Source organism: Gimesia chilikensis, from assembly GCF_008329715.1.
Lineage (GTDB): Bacteria > Planctomycetota > Planctomycetia > Planctomycetales > Planctomycetaceae > Gimesia > Gimesia chilikensis.
Window position 1 is genome coordinate 16,301 of sequence record NZ_VTSR01000010.1, and the last position, 24,160, is coordinate 40,460.

Annotated in this window: 23 protein-coding genes; 12 read left to right on the plus strand and 11 right to left on the minus strand. The window is 54.2% G+C overall.

The genetic code is table 11. The features are described 5' to 3' along the window. The first annotated feature begins 2 nt into the window (after positions 1 to 2). The 10 genes from coxB to FYZ48_RS15200 all read left to right on the plus strand — a co-directional run bounded on the left by coxB (position 3) and on the right by FYZ48_RS15200 (position 9,806). On the plus strand, positions 3 to 839 hold the full coding sequence (gene coxB, locus FYZ48_RS15155) for a cytochrome c oxidase subunit II (protein ID WP_149341779.1): 837 nt from the start codon (positions 3 to 5) through the stop codon (positions 837 to 839). Further along, the gene (locus tag FYZ48_RS15160; RefSeq protein WP_242022671.1) at positions 836 to 2,677 is read left to right on the plus strand and encodes a cytochrome c oxidase subunit I; all 1,842 of its coding nucleotides are present in this window, start codon (positions 836 to 838) and stop codon (positions 2,675 to 2,677) included. Before coxB ends, FYZ48_RS15160 begins: the two co-directional genes overlap by 4 nt. Before the next feature lie 27 nt (positions 2,678 to 2,704). Further along, on the plus strand, positions 2,705 to 3,664 hold the full coding sequence (locus FYZ48_RS15165; RefSeq protein WP_149341782.1) for a COX15/CtaA family protein: 960 nt from the start codon (positions 2,705 to 2,707) through the stop codon (positions 3,662 to 3,664). A 2-nt stretch (positions 3,665 to 3,666) separates the two neighbouring features. Continuing rightward, complete coding sequence (cyoE, locus tag FYZ48_RS15170; RefSeq protein ID WP_149341784.1) at positions 3,667 to 4,599, plus strand: heme o synthase; 933 nt, start codon at positions 3,667 to 3,669, stop codon at positions 4,597 to 4,599. Positions 4,600 to 4,669: 70 nt separating this feature from the next. Then, positions 4,670 to 5,683, plus strand: coding sequence for a cytochrome c oxidase subunit 3 (locus tag FYZ48_RS15175; RefSeq protein WP_242022673.1), 1,014 nt, complete (start codon positions 4,670 to 4,672; stop codon positions 5,681 to 5,683). 42 nt (positions 5,684 to 5,725) lie between these two features. Then, positions 5,726 to 6,136 (plus strand): cytochrome C oxidase subunit IV family protein, encoded by a 411-nt coding sequence (locus FYZ48_RS15180; RefSeq protein ID WP_149341786.1) that lies wholly within the window; start codon positions 5,726 to 5,728, stop codon positions 6,134 to 6,136. Further along, entirely contained in the window at positions 6,126 to 7,094 is a 969-nt protein-coding gene (locus tag FYZ48_RS15185; protein WP_149341788.1) for an ABC transporter ATP-binding protein, read from the plus strand. The genes FYZ48_RS15180 and FYZ48_RS15185 overlap by 11 nt, the downstream gene beginning before the upstream one ends. Beyond that, complete coding sequence (locus FYZ48_RS15190) at positions 7,091 to 7,942, plus strand: ABC transporter permease (RefSeq protein WP_242022675.1); 852 nt, start codon at positions 7,091 to 7,093, stop codon at positions 7,940 to 7,942. The genes FYZ48_RS15185 and FYZ48_RS15190 overlap by 4 nt, the downstream gene beginning before the upstream one ends. A 38-nt stretch (positions 7,943 to 7,980) precedes the next feature. Beyond that, positions 7,981 to 9,381 carry a DUF420 domain-containing protein gene (locus FYZ48_RS15195; protein WP_149341790.1) on the plus strand — a complete coding sequence of 467 codons (1,401 nt, stop codon included), beginning with the start codon at positions 7,981 to 7,983 and terminating at the stop codon, positions 9,379 to 9,381. Between the two features lie 86 nt (positions 9,382 to 9,467). Beyond that, positions 9,468 to 9,806, plus strand: coding sequence for a hypothetical protein (locus tag FYZ48_RS15200; protein ID WP_145036946.1), 339 nt, complete (start codon positions 9,468 to 9,470; stop codon positions 9,804 to 9,806). Here FYZ48_RS15200 and FYZ48_RS15205 read toward each other — a convergent pair. Further along, the gene (locus tag FYZ48_RS15205) at positions 9,803 to 10,747 is read right to left on the minus strand and encodes a hypothetical protein (protein ID WP_149341793.1); all 945 of its coding nucleotides are present in this window, start codon (positions 10,745 to 10,747) and stop codon (positions 9,803 to 9,805) included. The genes FYZ48_RS15200 and FYZ48_RS15205 overlap by 4 nt on opposite strands. Before the next feature lie 319 nt (positions 10,748 to 11,066). Here FYZ48_RS15205 and FYZ48_RS15210 point away from each other — a divergent pair, with 319 nt between their 5' ends. Further along, a complete protein-coding gene (locus FYZ48_RS15210) occupies positions 11,067 to 11,387 on the plus strand; it encodes a Dabb family protein (RefSeq protein WP_149341795.1) in 321 nt (106 codons plus the stop codon). 19 nt (positions 11,388 to 11,406) lie between these two features. On the opposite strand, the gene FYZ48_RS15215 is transcribed toward FYZ48_RS15210, so the two are convergent. The 5 genes from FYZ48_RS15215 to FYZ48_RS15235 all read right to left on the minus strand — a co-directional run bounded on the left by FYZ48_RS15215 (position 11,407) and on the right by FYZ48_RS15235 (position 18,477). Then, positions 11,407 to 12,183, minus strand: coding sequence for an ABC transporter ATP-binding protein (locus tag FYZ48_RS15215; protein WP_149341797.1), 777 nt, complete (start codon positions 12,181 to 12,183; stop codon positions 11,407 to 11,409). Positions 12,184 to 12,193: 10 nt separating this feature from the next. Then, positions 12,194 to 13,234 (minus strand): FecCD family ABC transporter permease, encoded by a 1,041-nt coding sequence (locus FYZ48_RS15220; RefSeq protein WP_198422231.1) that lies wholly within the window; start codon positions 13,232 to 13,234, stop codon positions 12,194 to 12,196. Positions 13,235 to 13,255: 21 nt separating this feature from the next. Continuing rightward, positions 13,256 to 14,296 (minus strand): ABC transporter substrate-binding protein, encoded by a 1,041-nt coding sequence (locus tag FYZ48_RS15225; protein WP_149341799.1) that lies wholly within the window; start codon positions 14,294 to 14,296, stop codon positions 13,256 to 13,258. Positions 14,297 to 14,431: 135 nt separating this feature from the next. Then, on the minus strand, positions 14,432 to 16,750 hold the full coding sequence (metE, locus tag FYZ48_RS15230) for a 5-methyltetrahydropteroyltriglutamate--homocysteine S-methyltransferase (RefSeq protein WP_149341801.1): 2,319 nt from the start codon (positions 16,748 to 16,750) through the stop codon (positions 14,432 to 14,434). Positions 16,751 to 17,862: 1,112 nt separating this feature from the next. Continuing rightward, entirely contained in the window at positions 17,863 to 18,477 is a 615-nt protein-coding gene (locus tag FYZ48_RS15235; protein WP_149341803.1) for a hypothetical protein, read from the minus strand. 94 nt (positions 18,478 to 18,571) lie between these two features. On the opposite strand from FYZ48_RS15235, the gene FYZ48_RS15240 reads away from it, so the two are divergent. Next, a complete protein-coding gene (locus FYZ48_RS15240) occupies positions 18,572 to 18,982 on the plus strand; it encodes a hypothetical protein (protein ID WP_149341805.1) in 411 nt (136 codons plus the stop codon). 678 nt (positions 18,983 to 19,660) lie between these two features. On the opposite strand, the gene FYZ48_RS15245 is transcribed toward FYZ48_RS15240, so the two are convergent. The 5 genes from FYZ48_RS15245 to FYZ48_RS15260 all read right to left on the minus strand — a co-directional run bounded on the left by FYZ48_RS15245 (position 19,661) and on the right by FYZ48_RS15260 (position 23,570). Continuing rightward, entirely contained in the window at positions 19,661 to 19,963 is a 303-nt protein-coding gene (locus tag FYZ48_RS15245) for a hypothetical protein (RefSeq protein ID WP_149341807.1), read from the minus strand. 196 nt (positions 19,964 to 20,159) lie between these two features. After that, positions 20,160 to 20,408: a PF20097 family protein gene (locus FYZ48_RS29885; RefSeq protein WP_390625128.1), complete on the minus strand. Its 249-nt coding sequence runs from the start codon at positions 20,406 to 20,408 to the stop codon at positions 20,160 to 20,162. A 131-nt stretch (positions 20,409 to 20,539) separates the two neighbouring features. Then, positions 20,540 to 21,739, minus strand: a complete 1,200-nt coding sequence (locus tag FYZ48_RS15250; RefSeq protein WP_187782039.1) for a hypothetical protein — start codon at positions 21,737 to 21,739, stop codon at positions 20,540 to 20,542. Between the two features lie 221 nt (positions 21,740 to 21,960). After that, the gene (locus FYZ48_RS15255; protein ID WP_149341811.1) at positions 21,961 to 22,473 is read right to left on the minus strand and encodes a carboxypeptidase-like regulatory domain-containing protein; all 513 of its coding nucleotides are present in this window, start codon (positions 22,471 to 22,473) and stop codon (positions 21,961 to 21,963) included. Between the two features lie 110 nt (positions 22,474 to 22,583). Then, complete coding sequence (locus tag FYZ48_RS15260) at positions 22,584 to 23,570, minus strand: DUF1559 domain-containing protein (RefSeq protein WP_149341813.1); 987 nt, start codon at positions 23,568 to 23,570, stop codon at positions 22,584 to 22,586. Positions 23,571 to 24,160: the final 590 nt, after the last annotated feature.

A 24,160-nucleotide genomic window follows, 5' to 3' on the forward strand; every position in this document is an offset into this window, starting at 1 on the left:
TAGTGGGTAAAGGATGGTGTTTATTTTTTCTGTTCTGGCCAGTGGCGGCTGTCGTATCTTGTGCGATGGCTCCCATGGTGGGCTGGTCGTTTCCCTACGATAACGCCCAGGCAGCCAGTAACCTCGGAATCCGCATCGACGGGCTGTTCTACCTGATCCTGTTCGTGACCGCGGTCGTTTTCGTTGGTACACAGGCAGTACTCGTTTATGCTCTCTGGCGTGGTTCCAGTAATCGCGACGAACGGGCTACCTGCACCCACGGCAACCACAAACTGGAACTGATCTGGTCCATCATCCCCGGTGTGATTCTGCTGTTCCTCGCCCTGTATCAGATGAACCTCTGGGCCGATTTCCGTATCAAGAAGTTCTTCCCCGAAGCAGCCGTCAAAGCACCGATCGCGGAAGTCACCGCACGCCAGTTCGAATGGCGTTTCCGTTACCCCGCCATCGGCAAGAAACTGCAACCCAAACCGCAGGCCGACGATCTGTATTCGGTCAACGAACTGCACGTCCCCTTCGGCAAGCCGGTCATGATTCAGCTCCGCAGCGAAGACGTCCAGCACTCGTTCTTCCTGCCCGCCCTGCGAATCAAACAGGACGCCCTGCCCGGCTTGCAGATCCCGGTCTGGTTTGAAGCCAACAAAGAAGGCGTCTACGACCTGGTCTGTGCCGAACTCTGTGGCTGGGGGCACTACAAGATGAAAGCCCACGTGATCGTGGAATCAGAAGCAGACTACCAGAACTATCTGAAAAATCTCACCCAACAGCAGTTTTACGACGGGCTGGGCAAGATTGCCGCCAACGAGAATGATTCTGAGAGTGAGGCAACCGAGAAATGAGCGTTGTGCATCCATCCCCCACCGGCCTGCAACCGATCCTGAAGCCTCAGGCACATCATGCGCCCGGTAATTTCTTCACGAAGTATATCTTCTCCACCGACCACAAGATCATCGCCATTCAGTTCCTGTTCACAACACTGCTGATGCTGATCGTCGGGGGTGCCCTCGCGCTGGCCGTCCGCTGGCAGCTCGCCTTCCCCTGGGAATCGATGCCCATCGTCGGCCCCTGGCTCTTCTCCGCCGAAGCAGGACAGATCTCACCAGAGTTCTACACCATGCTCTTCACGATGCATGCCACCGTGATGATCTTCCTCGTCATTATCCCGATCCTCGCCGGAACCTTCGGCAACCTGCTCATCCCGCTGATGATCGGTGCCGACGATATGGCGTTCCCCAAACTCAATATGCTCAGCTACTGGTTCATCTGGCCCGCCATTATCTGTTTCGGTATGAGCTTCGCCTACGCCGGTGGGCCGGCAGCAGGCTGGACCGCTTACCCGGTTCTGGCCGACCTCCCCCAGGCAGCCCCCGGATCTGGAACCGCTCAGACCCTCTGGCTGCTGGGCGTCACTTTTGTCGGCTTCTCATCCATGATGGGGTCGATCAACTACATGACCACCATCATCAACATGCGGGCCCCCGGCATGACGTTCTTCCGTCTGCCTCTGACCATCTGGGGTCTGTTCATCACCGCGATTCTGCAGGCCTTCGCTCTGCCCGTATTGACCGCAGGCGGCTTCATGCAGGTCACCGACCGTCTGCTGGGCACCTGTTTCTTCTACCCGTCGGGACTGATCATCAACAACGCAGATCCGACCATCGGCGGGGGACAGCCCCTGCTCTGGCAGCACCTGTTCTGGTTCTACTCGCACCCCGCCGTTTACATCATGCTGCTCCCCGTGATGGGCATGATCTCGGATATGCTCAGCTGTATGGTCCGTAAGCCGATCTTCGGTTACCGACCGATGATTTTCTCTATGTCCGCGATCGCCAGCCTGGGCTTCATCGTCTGGGGACACCACATGTTTACCAGCGGTATGAACCCCGCTGTCGGGATGGCCTTCATGGTCGCTACCATGATGATCGCCCTCCCCTCTGCCGTGAAAACTTTCAACTGGACCGCTACCGTCTGGGGCGGCAAAGTCGAATTCAATACCGTCACCCTCAACTGCATCGGCTTCCTGTCGATGTTCGTGGTCGGCGGTCTCAGCGGGATCTTCATGGCGGCAATCCCCGTGGACGTCTACTTCCACGACACCTACTTCATCGTGGCCCACTTCCACTACGTACTCTTTGGTGCCACGCTGTTCGGCGTCTTTGCGGGAATCCATTTCTGGTTCCCCAAAATGTTCGGACGCATGATGAACGAAAAACTGGGCAAAACCCACTTCCTGCTGACCTTCATCGGTGCCAACGGAACCTTCTTCCCGATGCATTTCCTGGGAATGCAGGGCATGCCCCGTCGCTATGCCGATCCCTATCTGCACGGCTACCTCGAACACCTGCTCCCCATGAACCAGTTCATGACTATCTCGGCCATCCTCATGGGGTCGGCCCAGATCCTGCTGTTCATCAATATTTTCTACAGCATGTTCTTCGGTCCTAAAGCCGGTCGGAACCCCTGGAATGCAACGACCCTGGAATGGACCGCACCGTCACCACCGCCTCACGGCAACTTTGACGAACCGCCCATCGTTTTCCATGGGCCCAATGAATACGCCGTGCATAACGGCGACAAAGATTTCCTGATGCAGACCGAAAAAGAGTGTGAACCACCCAAACCGTCTGACACAGAACCAGAGAACAAAGACAACGACAATCAGGAAACTTCCAGTTAACCCGCTAACGAAGTGTTAAACAGTTTTATGAACCAGCAACAATACCATCCGTGGCTCTTTCGCATCGCACTGGCGACCACCGTCGCCACGCTGCCACTGATGATTATGGGCGGACACGTTACTACCGAAGGCTACGGCATGGCCGTCGATGGCTGGCCCGGATCCGACGGACAGAATATGTTTACGTACCCCGTCTTCGGGCTCCCCACGGATAAGTTTTTTGAGCACGTGCACCGACTGCTGGGAACACTGGTGGGCTTCCTGTCCATCATCCTGGTGATCGTCGCCTTCAAAGTGCAACCGCAAAAATGGATTCGCAAGGTTGCGATCGCCGTCCTGATTTGCGTGATCATTCAAGGCATTCTGGGTGGTACCCGCGTGACGGAAAACAGCGTCGGGCTGGCGATGACACACGGACTGTTCGCCGCCTGCGTCTTCACCCTGATGGCATTCCTCACCATGGTTACCGGCAAACGCTGGATCGAAAACAGCAACGATCCTCCCGAGCTTGCTCCAGGCTACGGACGCCGCCTGGCAATCACGGTTCCGCTGGTCGTCCTCTTTCAGTATTTCCTGGGAGGCTTCCTGAGCCACTTCAAAGTCGGCCTGCATCCCCACATGAGCTTTGCCTTTGTGGTCCTGGTTTTTGTGATTATCGAATTCCGCTCGGCCCGCAAGACAGGAATTAAATGGCTGAAACGCCCCGCCATGGGTATGCTGCATCTGGGAATCTTCCAGATCATGCTCGGCATCGGCGCCTGGCTGACCCGGTTCGGACTCCCCGCTGCCGGAATTATCGGTGAACCCGGCTCCCTGCAACAGTCGCTGTTCCGCACCGCGCACCTGATCACGGGGATTCTGTTCCTGATGACCACCACCCTGTATTCAGTCCGGGTCTTCCGGCTGCACCAGTTAAATAAAAATCGTTCGTCAGAGCAAACTCTCTCTGCTACTGATTCCTTACCTGAGACTGAAGGTAATGCCTGAAAATGTCTACGACTCAACAATCTTATATCGCCGTTGAAGAACCGAAAGCCGCAGCCCGGCCCATCAGCCTGGCACGGCTCGCCGATTACCTCGAACTGACGAAGCCCCGCATTTCGACAATGGCGTTGATTTCCGTTGCCCTGGGTTACACCCTGGGGAGCGCCCATTCCTGGTCGCTGCTCCCGCTGATCCACGCCCTGTTCGGCATTGGACTGGTCGCCGTAGGCTGTAACTCACTGAATCAGCTACTGGAAATCAAAAGCGATCAACTGATGCCCCGCACCACAGGCCGCCCGCTTCCCTCCGGACGACTCTCTGTCTCCGAAGTGCTGGTGTTCGGCATCCTCTGTGCCCTGATCGGTATCTTCTATCTCGCATTGATGGTCAACCTGCTGACCGCGTTTCTGTCCATGCTGACACTCGTGCTCTACGTTGTGGTTTACACGCCGCTCAAGCGCTGCACCTCGTTCTGTACCACAATCGGAGCCATCCCCGGCGCCATGCCCCCGATCCTGGGCTGGACCGCTGCCGGCGGAAACCTGAATACCGCGTCCTTCTCCATTTTTGCCATCATGTTCCTCTGGCAGTTCCCGCACTTCCTGGCGATCGCCTGGCTGTACCGCCATCAGTATCACCAGGCCGGGCTCAAAATGCTGCCCGCCGCCGATCCCCGACCACGCATGATCGGCTGGATGTGCGTGATTTATGCCACCCTCCTGATTCCCGTCAGCCTCCTGCCACAGTACGTCTCTCTGGCCGGCAGCGTCTATTCCGGCGTCGCCCTGGTACTGGGAATCGCTTACCTGATCTTCTCGATCCGCTTTCTGGGCAATGAAACCCGTAAGACCGCCCGGGAGTTGATCTGGTGTTCGCTGATCTACCTCCCCGTGTTGCTGATCACCCTCACCTGGGATCGCCTGCAGCTGTTTAACTGAGAACGTTCAGCATCCCTGTTTTGAAGACCACGACCGTTTAACTGCCTGCGAAGCAAAGTGAAAGACGACAATGAGTCACGAAAGTAATTCGCCACAATATCGCATGGGACTTCCCATTCCACATTCCAAACTGGGCATGTGGCTCTTTCTGGCGACCGAGATCATGTTCTTTTCCGCCTTCATCGGGGCCTACATCGTCCTGCGTGCCGGCTCTCCCGGTTGGCCCACCGACCCCGACGTGACCCACCTGCGGATCTGGGCCGGCGGACTGAATACCTTCGTCCTGATTCTCTCCAGTTACTTCGTCGTCATGGCCCTCGAAGGGATGAAGGCCCAAAACTTCTCCAAGGCACGCAAATACCTGCTGCTGACCTTCGTCCTGGGTTGTCTCTTCCTGGGAATCAAATCCTACGAGTATGCCGGCAAATTCAAATACGATATTCTCCCCGGACACATTCCCGAAACGCCTCAGATGGCCATCGACAAATCGATGCGGGAGATGAAGCAGGTCGTCGACAACCGCGTCATCGCCCTGGCTGGCGTCAAGGATCCGGAAAAAACCGAACCCACCGAAGAAGCGGAATCGGTCGAAGAAGCCGGCGTCACTGATGAAAAAACCGAAGCCATCGTGCCCCCGGTCGAAGAGCTCCGCCAACAGCTGCAGACAGAACTCTCAGCCGAAGACACTCCGGCAGCCCGTAAGAAAGAACTCCAGGCCTACTTCGATCTCGAGAGTGAATACCTGAAACTGAATAACCAGGCACTCGAAGAATCGATCACCGTTCCCGAAATGAACAAAGCCCTGGATACCCTGCGAGAAAACCCCGAATACGGTTCTCTCCTGGCCCCCGTGCATCACCTCCAACCCATTATTTATGGCAACCTCTTCGCTTCCGTCTACTTCCTGCTCACCGGCTTTCACGCACTGCACGTCATCATCGGCATGCTCCTGTTCGCGATTGTCCTCGTCCAGGGAAAACGACTCTGCGAAAAGTGGAATGACTATGTCGAAAATATCGGCCTCTACTGGCACTTCGTCGACCTGGTCTGGATCTTCCTGTTCCCGTTGATTTACATCCTTTGATCATCCAGCGATCTCCTTCAAGTTCGGAAAGACCGAAGTAAGATGTCCCAAGAACCAGCTCATCCCGCCTACAACGTCTATACGAAGATCTTCTACGCCCTCTGCTTCTGCACCGTGCTCTCGATTGTTTTCGACATCATCGACCTGCGCGAGAAAAACGTGGTCGGCATCAAGGGTGTCATCCTGCTGGCGTTCCTCGTGCTCGCCGTCGCCTGTGCCAAAGCTCTGTTCGTGCTGATCTACTTCATGCACCTCAAGTTTGAAGGCAAATGGAAATACGTTCTGCTTAGCCCGACGATCATCCTCGCCATGGGACTGACCATCGCCATGACCCCCGATATCGGCATTCATTACTACACCAGTGAAGCCCCCCAGATTGATTACCTGGAACAGGCACAGCAGGCCTCAGCCAACGCTGCGCCCGAACAGCCCGAAACGAGTCATGTTGAGTAACACGCTACCGCAGGAAACCGCCCGCGCGGCGCGGATCGTCGTGCAGGACATCTCGCACCATTACGGGCAACGCCTCGCCCTGAACCAGCTCAGTTTCGAAGTCCACTCCGGTGAAATCTTCGGTCTGCTCGGTCCGAACGGTGGCGGAAAAACCACACTCTTTCGCCTGCTCTCGACCCTGCTCCCCCTGCAGGCTGGATCCGCCGAAATCGCGGGACTCGACCTGGCCACCCGGTCGCAGGAAATCCGTAACCTGATCGGCGTCACTTTTCAGTCACCCAGCCTGGACGGCAAACTTACGGTCCAGGAAAACCTCAAACACCAGGCCCACCTGTATGGCATCTCCGGAGCCCTCATGCGGGACCGCATCGCCAATGCCCTGTCCCACCTGGGTCTGACCGACCGCAAAGGGGATCTGGCGGAATCCCTCTCGGGCGGCCTCAAGCGGCGCGTGGAAATCGCCAAAGGCCTGCTGCACTCTCCCCGCGTGCTCCTGCTCGACGAACCGAGTACCGGCCTCGACCCCGGTGCCCGGCACGACCTCTGGAAATATCTCAAACAACTCCAGCAGGAGAACGGCGTCACCATCCTGATCACCACACACCTCATGGAAGAAGCAGAACACTGTGACCGCCTGGGAATTTTGAACCGGGGCGAACTCGTCACCTGTGGTACTCCCGATGAACTGCGAGCCTCGGTCGGCGGCGACTGCCTGACCATCCAGGCCGAGCATCCCGATGAACTCGCCCGACTCATCACCGAGAAGTTCGGCGTTACCCCACAGCGCATCAACGCCAGCCTGCGTCTGGAACACACCCGCGGTCACGAATTCCTCAAAGATCTGATCGACGCCTTTCCCGACCAGGTCACTTCCGTTTCCCTCGGCAAGCCGACACTGGAAGATGTCTTCATCCATGAAACCGGTCATCAGTTCTGGCAGGCGGAGGAATCGGAATGAATCAGAACATGCCCGCTGACCACAAGCCCGCATTCGTCCTGCCGATCCTGACACTCGCCCACCGCGAGGTCGTCCGCTTTGTCAGACAGCGCACCCGCGTCATCGGAGCCCTGATCCAACCGGTCCTGTTCTGGATCCTCTTCGGAGCCGGACTTCGCGGATCGTTTCAGGCCCCCGCCTGGGCGCCTGCCGGCATGACCTATCAGGAATACTTCTTCCCCGGCGTCGCCGTGATGATTTTGATGTTTACCGCCATCTTCTCCACGATCTCGATCATCGAAGACCGCAAAGAAGGCTTCCTGCAGGGCGTTCTCGTCGCACCGGTTCCCCGCGCCTCGATCGTACTGGGCAAGCTGCTGGGCGGCACGATTCTGGCCGTTTTACAAGCTGTCCTGTTCCTTTTCCTGGGACCTTTGCTGAATCTCGTGGGACTGGCCCCCGACTTTGAAACAGGTGTCACCCTCTCCGGTCTGATTCCGTTGATTCTGTTTCTGTTCCTGCTCGGCTTCAGTCTGACCGCTTTAGGCTACCTCATCGCCTGGCCCATGGAATCGACACAGGGCTTTCATGCCATCATGTCGGTCTTCCTGATGCCCATGTGGCTGCTCTCAGGCTCCTTTTTCCCCGCGGGTGATTCGGGCTGGCTCTCGTGGATCATTCGCGCCAACCCCTTAACCTACGGCGTCACCGGTCTCCGCCGGATTCTGTCGTCTGCAGAAACGCTCCCGACAGCGCCCGGCAATCCGTCAATGATTGTCTGCCTGACCGTCACCGCCGTCGTGTGTATAATCTATGTAGTTCTTGCCATCTGGATGACCGGAAAGCGGGCCACCCGTAACGCCCGTTGAATCACACCGACCATCAAACGAGATTTGAAGTATTCAAAATGACTGAAACACCAAACAAACCTCCCCGCCGCATTCCGCTGATTCTGACGATTTCGCTCTGGGTTCTCGTCGCCGTCAGTGCCTTCGCCACCTGGCAGCTCAAGAAGCAGAGCGACCTGGCTCTCGAACAGCGCAAGGCCGAACAGGCGGCCCGGGCTGAGGCGGAAGAAAATACAGAAGAGACCGAAGAAATCAGCGTCAAAGGTCCCATCTGGCCCAAGGAAGGGATCGAAGATTTCACGCTCACTGAACGCAGTGGTAAAACCATCACGAAGAAAGACCTGCTGGGGAAACCCTGGGTCGCCTGCTTCGTCTTCACCCGCTGCGCCGGTCCCTGCCCCCGCGTCTCCGGCCAGTTCTACCAGCTGCAGAAAGATCTCAAAGACCTCGACTTCCGTCTGGTCACGATTACCGTCGACCCCAATCATGACACTCCCGAAGTCCTCTCGCAATACGCCGAGCTGATGGGCGCCGATCCCGAGAAATGGCTCTTCCTCACCGGCGACCAGAAAGAGATCTTCCACCTCATCGAAAAAAGTTTTCTGATGCCCGTGGAGGAAAATGTCGGCCCTGCCCGCAAGCCTGGCTTTGAAGTCATTCACACCACCAACGTGATGCTCGTCGGCCCCGATGGCCGCGTGCTCCAGAAGTTCAACGCCGTCAACGACGCTGAAATGGCCGAGCTCCGCCGCGAAGTCCGCAAGCTCGTCAAAGAAGAATCGAAAGACAAAACAGACTCAAAGAAGAAAGCAGAAGCCCCCGCCAAAGAAGAACCCAAGCCAGTCGCAAAGCCTCCGGCCAAAGCGGGTATGATCTCTTTGAGCACCTTGCTGCTCCCCCTGCTGCTGGCACAGTCTGAAACCGAATCCGCCCCCGCTGCCCCTACGGAACCGGTTGAAGTCGAAACGGAAACCGTCGAGACTGTCACCAAAGCAGGCCCAGCAGGTCAGGCTCCCGACTGGGTTATGCAACTCCCCACCGTCAACGCCGCTCTGAACGGACTGGCCACGATTCTGCTGATGGTCGGCTACGGATTCATCCGCAAAGGGGAACGGGAGAAACACAAGAAGACGATGCTCACCGCGTTTGGTACATCGGTCCTGTTTCTGGTCTTCTATCTGATCTACCACTTTGCCTTGCAGAGTTACACCGGCGATGCCTCCCGTAAATTTCAGGGAGAAGGCCTGATTCGCCCCGTGTATTATTTCATTCTGATCACGCACGTGGTCCTGGCCGCCGCGGTGCCTGTCCTCGCCTGGATGACAATCCGCCGCGGACTCAAACAGCAGTGGGAAGCACACCGCCGCATCGCCAAAATCACATTTCCAATCTGGCTGTATGTCTCCATCACCGGCGTGGTAATCTATTTCATGCTTTATCATCTGCCCGGAGCCGCCTGATCGAACCAGTAATCATTTGGCACAGCCCCGCCGGTCTGTTATCCTGATAATATCAAAGACGTTCCCGTTAACCGAGTTTCATCATCATGTGCAAACGATTTCGATTCCTGCGATCCTGTTTACTGGCCACAGCCCTGCTTGGCCTGTTCTCCAGTCCTGCGCTGATTCGTCCTGCTCAAGCCTGCCCGATGTGCAAAGAGCTGAACGAAACCGATGATCGCAAACCCCGGGCTTACATGTATAGCATCGCTTTCATGCTCGCCATGCCCGCCATGATCTTCAGCGGTTTCGGCGTTGCCTTCTACAAAATGAACCGCCGCGAACAGGATGCACTCCACAATTACGAAAACAACCGGGACCCGCAGCAGTCTGCCGCAGATCCCGGTTCGAATTCGATTATGGATTCAGATCGCTCGCACGATTAGTTCAAAGGCTGGCGACGCGGAGTATTCCAGACGGTCGCAGCCGATGGTGCAGGACGGAAAGCACCTCTCGCAGCAGCACTCCGTGAAGCAGAATCATCATAGGCGGATGTCGCCGGAGTCGCATTCAGCGAAGGAATCGTCTGCCAGTCGGAACCGGAATTTGAAGTCAGCTGTGGTACCTGTAGCATGGCAGGACTGGGAGGCAGAGCCGGACCAGAAATCGGATAAGTTCCCACACTGGCAGTGCTCGCGTATGAAGTCGTCGCCCCCGTTCCCCAGGAAGCAGCCGGCTGTGCAGTCACAGTAGGTGCCAGAGTCGGGTAGGCTCCCAGATCCAGCGACGTGGAAGACATCGGAGTCGGTGTCGGCACGGTCGAAGGAGCAGGTGTCGGTGTGGAAGGAATCACAGTTGGCGAAGGACTGATCATCGAAGGCAGTCCGTTCATACCATTCACACAATCCGTGCAGGTTGACTGAGGAGTCATCACCTGAACCCGTTTGCGAACCTGGTAAGGCTGACGCACGTAAGTGGTTTCCTGACGATAGCAGGTCTGAGGAATCTGCTTGGTCACCATTTTGGGAACCCAGACTCGCTGCCAGCAACCTTCATCCACGGTCACCTGACGATAAGTCGTCACAGGCACGTTCCGTGTCTGAGGAATCATACGGTATTCGGTACAGATAATGTCCTGGTAACAGATCTGCGGCGGAGGCGGAGTACACACGCCCGGGCAGCAGGAAGTGACAGGAGCACAACGACGGAAATAACGCCGGGCCAGTTTGCGACAACGATGTCCACAACGGCTGTGCTGCGGATAATAACAACCCATGCCACCACGGTTAAATAATCTGCGAAACAGATGCGCGTCGGCTTCGTTACTATCAGCAAAAATCAGAAACAGTGATGCGACTACAATGACATTTCGAATCCAGGGGGACATCGAAAAACTCCTTTTTTGACTAAGTGTGCTGAAAGGCACTCCTTGATTTCGTTCCTGTTTCAGACTCACTGAAACCTGGGTTCCCCGAATGAGGTTCCCGAACGAATAACCCACCGTTCTTCTTTATCGGCATAATCGTTAAAGTCGCTTTATTTTAAATTTCCGGAATTCCAAAATTCATTCACTCCCGGTACCGGTGACATTTACCCCCGTTTTTGAGAAGATAGGGAGATTGAATCCGGGCAGCACCACCTTGCTCGCACCTAACATCATTCTATTCCAGTACTTAACACACTAGAACACCCCCAAAGGAACCCCCATGGCAGACACACAACTGGCTCATATGGTCTATTTCACCCTCAATGACGGCTCTCCGGAAGCAATCCAGGCCATGGTGGACGCCTGTCACAAATATCTCAAAGATCATCCCGGCGTCGTCTACTTTTCCGCCGGCCAGCGTGGCCCCGAGTTCCAGCGAGAAGTGAATAATCAGGAATTTCACGTCGCTCTGAACGTGGTCTTCGACAGCAAGGAATCGCACGACATCTACCAGACCGCTCCCGATCACCTGAAATTCATCGAAGAGAACAAAGCCTCCTGGGCCAAAGTCCAGGTCTGTGACAGCTACGTCACCAGCTGATCCGCGACTCGCATTTCGCTCACAGCAGGGGAACCACCAGCGGCGTCTGGTATTCCGGATGGGGCACTACTTTGACCCGGGTCTGATAGACCTCGCTCAAACGCGCTTCCGTCAGAACCTCCGCCGCGGTTCCCAACGCAGCGATCTCGCCTCCGGCCAGTAACACAATCTGGTCGGCAAAACAGCTGGCCAGGTTCAGATCGTGAATTGTCAGCAACACCGTCAACTCCCGCTCATGGGCCAGATCGCGGATCAGTGACAGCACCTCTACCTGGTATTTCAGATCGAGGCCCGTTGTCGGCTCATCCAGGCAGAGTACCTTGGTCTGCTGAACCAGCGCCCGGGCAATCAGCGTCCGCCGCCATTCCCCGCCGGAGATCTCGGTAATCTTCTTCGCCCGCAGTTCTGTCAATCCGGTCTGCGCCAGCGCCGTCTCGACATGCTCCGCATCCTCTCCACTAAACGGCTGCACCCAGCCCCGATGCGCCGAGCGTCCCAGTTGCACGGTCTCTTCAATCGTCATCGGCCACTGAGGCATCTCCAGCTGTGGGGCCAGTGCCAGTTTCTGGGCCATCTCCCGTCGCGAGAGTCGCTGCACATCCTGACCTTCCACCAGGATCGTCCCCTGCTGCACTGCGATCAACTGAAACAGCGCACGCAGCAGGGTCGTCTTCCCCGACCCGTTGGGTCCGAGCAGCACCAGTACCTTACCCGGCTCCACTGCCAGTGAAACCTGATGCAGAACTTCCTGGTTGGGATAGCCGCACGTCACATTCTCCAGTTGAATTTCAGGCATGGGAAACCTTTCACATCGTCTGTCGGCCGCGGCTGATCAGCAGGAACAGAAAAAACGGACAGCCCATCAAGGCAGTCACCACACCCACCGGGATCTCCGTCGGCGCAATCACGGTCCGCGCCAGCGTGTCGGCAATCACCAGTAGTGTCGCCCCGAGTAACGCACTGCCCGGAATCAGCAGTCCGTGTCTCGGGCCCAAAAGAATACGCGTCATGTGCGGTGCCATCAGTCCCAGAAATCCGATCACCCCCGACACCGACACACAGGCCGCCGTACACAACGTGGCCGCCGCTAAAATCAACAACCGCACCTTACCGCTCGGCAGCCCCAGTGACATCGCCGTCTCATCCCCGAATGACAACAGATCCAAAGGCCGTGACAACATCCACAATAGACCGCCGCTCACCAGGATCACCGGACCGGCAATCGCGATTTCATTCCAGTGTCTGCCGGAAAAGCTCCCCAGCAGCCAGTTGAAAATCGTATTCAGCATCTCATGATTCAGAAACATGATCAGCGAAACCAGCGCTCCGGTAAAACTGCTGAGCGCCATCCCCGCCAAAATCAACGTCAACAGCGGCGCACTTCGTCCCAGGTTACTGAGCGAGGCAATCACAAACACAGCCCCGACAATCAGCATCGCCCCGCCAAACGCCGCCAGGATCAGCCAGGGCACCTGACCGGTGCTCGTGATGACTGTCACACTTCCCGCCAGACAGAGCAAAGCGAGTGTCGCCCCCAAAGCGGCACCGCTCGAAGCACCAATCACAAACGGATCGGCCAGCGGATTCCGAAACACTCCCTGAAATGCAGCGCCCGCAATCGCCAGCCCGGCACCGACACAAGCCGCCAGCACTACTCGCGGCAATCGGATCTGCCATAGAATCGTCTCGATCTGCGCGCCGGCTTCGGCGCCCGTCAGACCCTGCCAGATCTCGGACAGTGACAACTCCACCGCACCAAAATGAATTCCCACCAGCAGCGCCAGCAGCAGCCCTCCCAGGAACGGGAGTATCCGCCAGACAGCAAAACGGGGTTGCGTGGGTCTCACCTGCAGAATCCACTCTCAAGCTTAAGGATAGGAAAATGCCTCAGGGTACAACGCCTGTGCCAGTTTTTGAAGTCCCTGCACCACCCGCGGACCGGGCCGGGAAATCACATCGTCTTCAATCAGATACACGCGTCCCTCTTTTACCGCTGTCATGTCCGACCATCCCGGACGTTGACGCAGCTTCTCAAGCACCTCACGCGCGTCGCTGGGCCCCGCTTTCATGCGTGGTAGAACAATCACGTCCGGGTTGCGCAGAATCAGGGTCTCTTCACTCACCTGGGGATACGCAGGCTCCACATCCGCGAAGACATTCTCTCCCCCAGCCAGCGTGATCAACTCTCCGATAAACGAGTGCGGGCCGGCAGTCATCAACGGCTGATCCCAGACCCGGTAAAAAACTTTAGGCCGCTCCTCTTTCTGAAACGGTTTGATCTGCTTCTGTACTCCAGCGATCTCCTCCTTCAACCGGGCGATCAATTTCTGTCCCTGTCGAGAATGCCCGGTCGCCTGCCCGATTCCCAGCATCGCTTTTTCGATATCCGCCACCGACTGCGATTCCAGGGCCAACACTGGAATCTTGAGCGTCTCCAGTTGCGCCGCCAGCTGACGATGATAATCCCCGCCGGTCACAATCAGATCCGGCTGTAACTCCACCAGCGCTTCCAGGCTGATGCTGCCCGGGTTTGCCAGCGCTATCTGTTTCAGTTCCTCTGTCTCCGGCGGATAATTGCACAGCGACGTGCAGCCCACCATCTGCTCACCTGCCCCCAGCGCAAATAGCGTCTCCGTATGCGACGGAAGCAGCGAAATAATCCGCCGTGGCTGTTTCGCCAGCGTGACATCCCGCCCCTGATAATCTTTCACCGTCACCGGGAACGACTGCGCCTCCGCAACGACGTCGACTTCCGTCGCTTCCGAAGCAGCCGGCAGCTCAGACGCAGGTGCCTGCGCCCCCTGCTCTGTCTGTGATGCAACCGAACCCGCTTCCTGCGTACCACAGCCCGCCGACCAGGTCAGCGTCAGTAAGAACAGGATCAGTTTCAATTCGAATTGATGTTTCATATCAGTGTCTGTTTCTATTTCTTTTCGCGGGGAACAGCCCCATTAGTCCCTATCGTAGATCAGCCCGGAATGTCCGACAACGAACATTCCGCAGCTGACTACGTTTTCAGTCATCTTTTCCTATGATTCACACGTTCAGACGCGTGACAGCCACCGGGCCCGCAGTTGCTGCGCCGCCGCGACCATGTTCTCCAGCGAGGGTTTGACTTCCTCCCATTTGCGGGTCTTCAGGCCGCAATCAGGATTCACCCACAACTGGCGGGGCTGCAAAACTTCGAGAGCTTTCTCCAGCAGGTACTCAATCGACTCCACCGTCGGCACCCGGGGCGAATGAATGTCATATACGCCGGGTCCGATTTCATTCGGATACTGATACTGCACGAACGCATCCAGCAGCTCCATATTACTCCGTGAAGTCTCAATCGAAATCACATCCGCGTCCAGAGCCCCGATCGCTTCGATGATATCGTTGAATTCCGAATAGCACATGTGCGTGTGGATCTGGGTTTCGTCTTCCACTCCCGCCGAGGCCAGCCGGAAACAGTCCACTGCCCACTGCAGATACGCGTCCCAGTCGGCTTTCCTGAGCGGCAGACCTTCCCGGATCGCCGGTTCATCGATCTGAATCACCCGGATGCCGCTCGCTTCGAGATCGAGCACTTCATCCCGGATCGCCAGCCCGATCTGCTGGCAGGTCACGCTCCGTGGCTGATCGTCTCTGACAAACGACCATTGCAGAATCGTCACCGGCCCGGTGAGCATGCCCTTCATCAGCTTCTCGGTGCAGGACTGTGCATAAGCAGTCCACTTCACGGTCATCGGCTCTTTTCGCAGCACATCACCAAAGATCACGGGGGGCTTCACACACCGGGAACCATAACTCTGCACCCAGCCATGCTTCGTCGCGATGAAGCCTTCCAGCTGTTCGCCGAAGTATTCGACCATGTCGTTCCGCTCCGCTTCGCCATGCACGAGCACATCCAGACCGATCTCTTCCTGGCAGCGAATATCACTGGCGATACAGTTCTTGAGAAACTCCTCATACGCCGCTTCCTGCAGTTCCCCTTTCTTGAACGCGGCCCGCGCCTTGCGGATGTCGTCAGTCTGCGGGAACGAACCGATGGTCGTCGTCGGAAACAAAGGCAGCTGCAGTTCGTGCGTCTGGATCGTCTGCCGCTCCGGATAAGGAGACTGCCGTCGCAGCATCTCTTCCGTCACCCCGGCACAGCGTTCCTTGACCTCCGCACGATGCACGCGCTCCGACTTCCGTCGGGATTCCATCTTCTCGTCGTACCAGGCCAGTTCCGCAGCCACTGATTTCCGTCCGCCATTGATGGCTCGCGTGATCAGGTTGATCTCCTCCAGCTTCTGCTGCGCGTAAGCCAGCCACTGGCGCACCTCGGGATCCAGTCCCGACTCCAGCGACAGATCGACGGGCGTATGCAGCAGCGAACAGGAAGGACCGATCAAAACGCGATCTGTCCCCAGCCGTTCCACGACGGTTTCCACCAGCGAAATCGAGCGGCTGACATCGTTCTTCCAGATATTCCGCCCGTCAACGACTCCCAGCGAGAGTGAAAGTTCTTCCGGCAGTTGGGCCAGCACGTCTTCCAGCTGTTCTGGTGCCCGCACCAGATCGATGTGCAGCGCTTCGACCGGCAGCGACACCGCCGTCGACAGGTTCTCTTTCAGATCACCAAAATACGTGGCCAGCACAATTTTGAGCTGGTTCCCATTGATCGACAGCCGATCGTAGGCCCGCTGAAAGGCCGTCCGCTGGGCTTCCGTCAGATCGAGCACCAGGCAGGGTTCGTCAATCTGCACCCACTCCGCCCCGGCTGCCGCCAGTTCCGCAAGTACTTCCGCATATACAGGCAACAGTGCATCGAGCAGGCTTAAGGGATCGATATCCGCCTCCCAGGTCTTCCCCAACAACAGAAACGAAACCGGCCCCAGCAGCACCGGACGCGTCTCGATCCCCAGGGCTTTCGCTTCCAGGTACTCCGTGATCGGTTTCCGCGAAGCGAGCTGGAACTGCAGATCCCCCTCAAACTCAGGGACCAGGTAATGGTAGTTCGTATCAAACCATTTGGTCATCTCCAGTGCCGCGACACCTTCGGTTGAGGCGGTCACCGACTGTCCCCCCTTACCACCCCGCGCCATCGCGAAGTAAGTCGCCAGGTCAACTTCTTCCCCCGACCATTCAAACCGCCGGGGAATCGCACCGACCAGCGCCGCGGTATCCAGTACCTGGTCGTAAAGAGAAAAATCGTTGGAGGGAATGTGCGCGATTCCCGCCTGCTGTTGTCGTTTCCAGTTGGTTTCACGCAGTTCACGACAGACATTGTGTAATTCCGCTTCCGAAATTTTTCCGGACCAGAATTTTTCAACGGCCCGTTTCAGTTCTCGTTGTACGCCGATACGGGGAAATCCAAGATTGGTAGCAATAGCCATCTGCTGGCTCCTTTCAAAGTGTATTGATAATTATTGTGTTAGTAAGCGTTCCGCCACCGCGCGTACCGGGAGCGCACGTGACATCGGTGCGTACCGGCAGCGGCGACGTGTCTGTGAAAGTTTTGAAAGCAGCGCGCACGTTGTGCGCAGACCTTCCCTGAGTTCACAGACCGTGAAAAAACAAAAAGCGATCGAGATCAGACTAAGCGCGCTGATCTTTGACGGAGCACTGCAGACAGGAACCGCGCCGGCACGATTACCGGCGCAACCTCAAGGCGCGCAGGCAGAAACCGAACAGGGATCTGACGGGGTTTACAGGCATTAACACTCGCGCAGGATCGAACACACAATCGAGAACGAGGGCCGCGCACTCAACTCGCGGTGCGCGCAGCAGCAGTGCCAGTCTTAGACCAGGCGCATGTCAGACTCTGCATCATCGGCGTCTCCAACCCGTCTGTATTCGGGCGAGACATACAGTCGGTCACACCAGTGGACGCGCTGCATGTAGAGAGTCATAGCTGTTTTCCTGTGAAAACGAAACAAAGCCAGGAAGTGAAACGAAGCGTTCAACGTCTCATCAATTCCAACGGACAGCGAGCTTAACAGTCGACACAAGATTCGTCAACTTGAAAATCAGTCAAAACGATCAGTCGGTGTGAGAACCGAATTTGACATGCAGACACACGAAACAGAAACTGGTTCCAATCCAGTTAGTACTGTCTCAAACAGTCGCTGCGATTTTCTGTGTATTGCTTGATCATTTTTATGAACCACGAAAGGCACGAAACACACGAAAATATTCTGTTCGCAGTACATTTACATTGGTGTCATATTTTAAGAGTCCCGCGCCTTGACTATCGAGCCAATTTGATCTCAACACCGAAGAGAGGGTAGGCCCGAATGCAATTCGGGCCGAGCGCAGCGAGCAGGAAACTGACAGTGATGTCTCATGTTTTCAGAGCACCACTCCGCTGCTGACCAAAGTCAAATCGGTTTCTGCTTTCTCCATTGCCAGAGTGCTCTGACAGTTTCCTGTTGTCTCCGACAACCCCGAATTACATTCGGGGATACCCGGCTGACACGCGAATCAGAAACTGGTTCTTGACACATTTTTATGATCCGGATTCCGATCGAAGCTGATCAATCAGTTCCTGGGCTTCGGGAGTTGAAAACCATCCCAGCCGGTCACCAAGACCATCAATTGGGTTGTAGTCGCCGATGAGTGATACACCACTTGCGTCGGGCTTGATGCGCAGGTAGCCCGCCACCCATTCTTTTTTTGAGTTCACGGTTTGGGCAAGCGCAGCGAGTTGTTGATTCAGTGAGACAGTCTCAGAGTCATCTTCATAGTCGCAGAAGACGCACGTCTCGGACTCATCACGGAATTTGCAGTGACAGTCGGGTGATGTGCAACAATACATAGTGAGCTCCGATATCACCCCATCTGCAATATCCTCGATCTCGGTCTCATGGAGCGCCAAGAACCAGCGGCCGTATTTCCTGTCTCCTGCGGGGAAGTATGTGAATTCAAACGGTCGGTTATCCCCGCCAACCCACCCGCCGCAAATTGCACCCACTTGAATTGCATCCTCGAAGTCGATCGGCATGTCATCGGGATCGCGCTCGGCTTCGTCGATGACTTCTCGTACCTCGCGCAACGATTCGCGGAGTTCGTCTGGAATCGGAACTTTACGTTGATCCTTTGGTCGTGGATTACATTGACGCATGGTACGGCATTCAGAGTATCACTTGAATCAGATTGGGAATATAAAGTGAGCAAGTCACATTGAGCACCATTCAATTTCCGGGGAACTTCATGTCATGATTCAAACATCAAACATTAGATATGAATATCAGGAATGGCCGTTCGAAAAGCCTGAATATCACTTCTTAGTTTTAGATATCTTTGTCTGGCTCATAGGGTTTCCGATTGTTGGCCTGGTGCTGATCATGCCTGTTCAACTACTGATACGTCTGGTGGTAGATAATAATAGTATTTTTATTATCAGAGTACTGGGACTTATTACTATTCTTGTCACGATGATCTTTGGATTCAAAAAGATACTTCAAAACCGTAGAGATCAGTACGAAAGTTGGTTGGAAGAGAAAGAATTGCATGAAAAGGAAGTAGCAGGAGCGTATGCAGAAATATTTACGATCACCAATATTATCCAATATTGGCCAATTGAAGAAGAAGGAGAGCCCGTAAAAGGCTATCTGATAAGAACCTAGGAAAATGAATGGTTTTATATCATTTCAGATGATTTATATGATTTTGATGTAGATTGTTTCCCCAAAAGCCAAGTGACAATCATTAGAGCTCCATTATCAAAATATCTGCTGGAAATAATGACACAAGGGAGAGAAGTCGAGTATATGGAAACTGTCAAACTTGATCAGTTTATTGACGACTACAACTATCATGATATTCGTTTTGATATCCTGGCCCCTGGATTATGCCAAACACTACAGGCAAGCCTGTTAGAGGATGGAACATAAGCTGCATTGATTTTGTGCAGGAAAAGACAAAAGACCGGCCCCCTTTTCTGTTCCATCATCATACATTTGTCGTCATTCCCATGACCTTGCCCCCAACTCTGTACCAGTTGGAATGCGAGTGAACAAGGTTTTTTCAGCCACCCCAAATGGGTAGGCCCGAATTGCATTCGGGCCGAGCGCAGCGAGCAGGAAACTGACAGTGAGGTCTCACGTTTTCAGAGCACCACTCCTCTGCGGACCAAAGTCAAATCGGTTTCTGCTTTCTCCATTGCCAGAGTGCTCTGACAGTTTCCCGTTGTCTCGGACAACCCCGAGTTCCATTCGGGGATACCCGGCGTTTTCTGTATTTTGATTGCCCATTTGATGAACCACGAACGACACGAAAAACTCTTCTATATCTTTGTATTACTTTTACATCTCTTCATCCATAGTTTGCTGGGCCAATTCAACTCGCCGTGAGTGGTCTTTGTCAGCAATTAGTTCTTTGATACCTATACACACTGCCGTCCAACCATTCCGATTAGTGTAATCGTTTTTAAATTCATCCGATGACTGAAGATAGTGGTGCCATGTTTCTAAATCGAATCCAAAATCCTGCCCCGTCAATTCTCGAAGATACTGCAATGCTCTTCTCATTGCATCAATTCGATCTTCTTCTTTTGCCAAGTCGCTTGGCACCCCGCAGAGCGCACCTCCCAGGTTTAAGACGTACATTTGCAAACTTCTTATTCGACCCAGACCATATGTCCGCATTACCGACCTCATAACTTATAGAATAATTATCAAAGCCCCCTTTTCTCTTCACCCTTTTATGTCTTCATACACTTCAACACAACGAAATAAATAATCGCCAATAAAGGGGACAGAACAAATCTGTATCGCCTCTTTATTCAACCGTTTAGGAATCCACTCACTCTGCATACGACCGCAGCAGACCACAGGCTGGGCAACGATAGGTAGAAATCTTTCTCGTTCCGGATTCGTCGATATGAATCGTCTGAGTTCTGTTCTTTAACTTCATCCCGAAAAAAGTGTCGCCTGCACTTTCGGGATCACCTGGATGCCACACCGTTTGCAGGGCTCCCAGAAAGGTATTATCCGGGACAAATCCTTTTTCCATCTCCGTTTCGCAGTCAGGGCACCGTGGTATTATACTCATTAGAATCTCCAGTAAGTCATGTTGTTAAACAGGCCGACTGAAGTTGAACGCAAGCGGACCACCTTTAGATCACGGAAATTTTGAACGGCAGATAAAAAAGTCAAGCCCTGCTTTTATCCCAACCCCAAAAACTAAGCGTGCAACATTCTTTTACGAAGATACCATATCCCAATCAGCAGTAAGACCAATAGATTCAATCCAATCAGAATTGCCATTGTTGTTGAGTTACTGCTGAGTCCACGCTCTGACTGCGGTAGATTTGCAGGAAGGGGTTTGATCCAGACAGCTTCTCCTGATGAAGTGTCCTGGATGGCGATGTTGTCAGGGACATCGAAGTCTGCATAGGTAAACACGTCATCCGCAACGGGCTCGTTGACGGACTGCCATTCCAGATCAACAGTGAAGACTTCATTCGTACCTGAATAGGGTCCCATGAAAAGTTTCCGCTCCACATGGACGGGAACCCACACCTCCGACTCTTTTTTCCAGGTTGTAGTATTCTCCCACTCTGGAATCCAACTGGAATCATCTTGCACATCCTGCAGCCTGGTTGATTCGCAAAGAAATTTCGTGGGACTGAAATCTTTTTGAACATCAACCGTTAGAATCCATCGCGTGACTTCGTCGTGTTCTGTGTCCGTGTAGGTCCAGATCAGATTCCAGATCGACTCTGATTTTTTCTCCACAGAAACGACTGACAATGCATGATCGGGGTCAAGCTTATCCAGTATCTGGTCCAGTGAGTAGCCCATATTCACCGAATAGATATCAAACAGGGTGGGACATCTGTAGTCGATATACTCCGTTACGCGGCGGTCCGGAAAGCTGCTGGCATTACCAATTGCAATTAACGGCTGGAAAGATTGCCAAATGGCGATTTTTGAACCATTGTCACTGAACATCTTGGTCAGCGTTCCCTGTTTCATCTGTGCGGTCGCCTTCGCGATCGTCTTATCGCCTAAGGGATGCTCAATGGTTTTTGAGTCCACAGTCCACCCGGGACGAGTCACATCAAATCGCACTCTAGTGCCATCGAAGGCGAGTATCCCAGAGACCGCTCCGGACAGATTATTTTCAGGCTCCCCCCTGATCTCCATGTTGAGAGAACCCTGATAAGTCGCCAGTCCCGATTTCAGACTTTGACAATGCTCTCGAATTCCACTCAAACAAAATTCAATCCTGGCTGCATCATTATCCTGTTCAGGCAAAACATTCTGTGCGAACGAAGTTTGCACGCCAGAAAAAAAGATGATCAGCAGCAGGTTAAGCAGAAGATATCGCATGGTGATTGAGCAACCTTTTTTCAATTGAGCGAGGTGCGCGTAATTCAATTCAGTCTCTCACCTCACCTGCCAACACTACTTCCCAAAACAACCGCCCATTAGTATACCACCCATCCTCAACAACCGCAGCAACAACTAACTCAAGTCCGTCATTTTCTCTCAAACCCTGTCGCGCATCAAAAAAGGGACCACCGGCCGGTGGTCCCTTTTAGAGGCATTCCATATTGTTGCAGACGAATCAGCCCCGGGTCACATTTGAGACCCGCTGACTATTCATGATAAAACGACTGTGGGGGTTTGAATTTTGAGTCGAGTTGAAATTCGAATGTCGATTCCGGCGCTTTGACTGAGGCAGCCTGGATAATCGCATGCGGCTTGAACAGGTTATAGCCCGGGGGAATCTGTTCTTTCATCCCGACCCCACCCTGTTGGGAATCGGGAGGAATCGGAGACCCGTCCGGCAGGGTGATCTTCGAGAAGGTCACACCGTACTCCCCGGGAGGGCAACCCGGATTCGAATGGTAGTCCGTCAAAGTAAACTTGCCCGCCTCATCGGTCAGGCCAAAAGCGCCATTCCCTTTCGTTCCGCCCGTAGGATGAAATTCCACCATCGCACCAACCAGCGGTTCTCCATCCATCGTCACGGATCCCGTAACAGGAATCATATCAATGTCGGGACCGGAAGCCGAACCGCCGCAACCGGAAAGAGCAGCAGACATCACCGCAAAAAGGATCGCGATTCCTCGAGTCAATTGACGCATCGTATCTAAGCACGCGCTCATGTTGTTCCACCAGAGTAAGAAGTAGCAGGATTGATTAAGAGAAAAGAGTCCGACGCTCACGGATTTCCTCATCCGTAAGCATCAGACATATCGGAAAACAAATTCCCTGATCAGAATTCACCAAGCACCTGGCCGTCTTTGATTCTGGAGAGGCCGGTGCGGATAGAAGCATCGACGTTCTCGCTGAGAAAACGCACTGCACCATCGGCAAGCAGAATCATACAACCGCCGACGTGGGCACTTCCGGGCATACTGTAAGATCCCAGTACGCCGGGACGTTCCGTCATTGGAGGAGTCCAGGAGCAACAGAGCCAGTAGTTGATTCCCCGGCTGTGACCCAGGTTGACGCCATTTCCGGCATAAACGCTACAGCCCCAGTAGTTACCGGTTCCATCACGCACCTGGCGAGTCGTTTCGCAGACCATGACGGTGTTGCTTGTGCCATCTTTGATCTTCGAGATATCAGAATCGGAATTCTCCCCGAAGAGAGCTCTCGTGGTAGCTCCTTCATTTCGCCACAACGCCCAGGGGCCCGTACCGGAGGTGACACTGAACCCGTAGTTGGTCATGGCACTTCCCGAGACACCACAGCCGTAGTTGGGAGACACAGCATTGTAGGTCTGGTTGTTGTCATCACTCGGACAATTGAAAACGGCGATGACCTTTTTCGTCAGCTCCATATTCGCGGTGATGTCAGCAGACGCGCCCATCACTGTTCCCGCACTGTTTGAAGACCACCCGCTAAACGTACTGTTGCGTTGAGCGGCACTGAAGTTGAACTGATTATAGAGTGCAGTCTGTTCGATGTAGGGCAGCAGCAGCGTCCAACCTGTTTGATTCAGGATCGCATCTCCGGCCTGCGTCCAGACCATGGCATTGTTGGCACTTGAGTAGGGAAACTTGCTGTGTGCATCGTGATAGTTGTGCAACGCCAGTCCAAGCTGCTTCATATTGTTCTTGCAGGTGGAACGGCGGGCGGCTTCGCGCGCCTGCTGTACGGCAGGCAGCAGCAATGCAATCAAAATAGCGATAATTGCAATTACCACCAGCAGTTCAATCAGAGTAAAACCCTTCTTGTTGTGTATGGTCCTCGACATCAAATAACTCCCTCTTAAAATTCACAGGTTTAGAAATAAATCCACAGGATTAGAAAGTACAGAAGCTTGATATGTGTGCTGGATTAGTTTTGTGATGAAGGTATTGAGAAGGCTTCTCACAAACGGAGGTCTATCGCGTATTGGAGGGTCACTTATTGGAGGGAAAACAGCTCGTTTATTTTAATTATTTATTAAACAATGGTTAAGCCACTGATTCAATACCAAATTCTAAAATGAACATCGGTTCCCCGAATTAAAAGGGAGTCGCCAACAAAACGGAGCTGACTCCTGCCTCACCATCTGAATCACCGTTTCCGGAAAAGAAAAGGGGACTTGCAGAATGGTACAAGGACTAGTTTTCCAATAAGTAACTCTTGTTCGTGTCCTGATGTAGTTGTGGATGAGATGTAGCAAGAGGACATTCAACGTGAGGCTCGAAGAGAGGTCTTCAGCAAGAGGGGACAGAGCACCATGTTCCGGAACACAGTAATGCAAAGCATGTGCCGTCGCAGGTATCAAAAGGAGTAGATAAAATTCTCAGTTTACCGGACATGAGGCATCGAGACACAAACTGTTACCCATGCTTCACT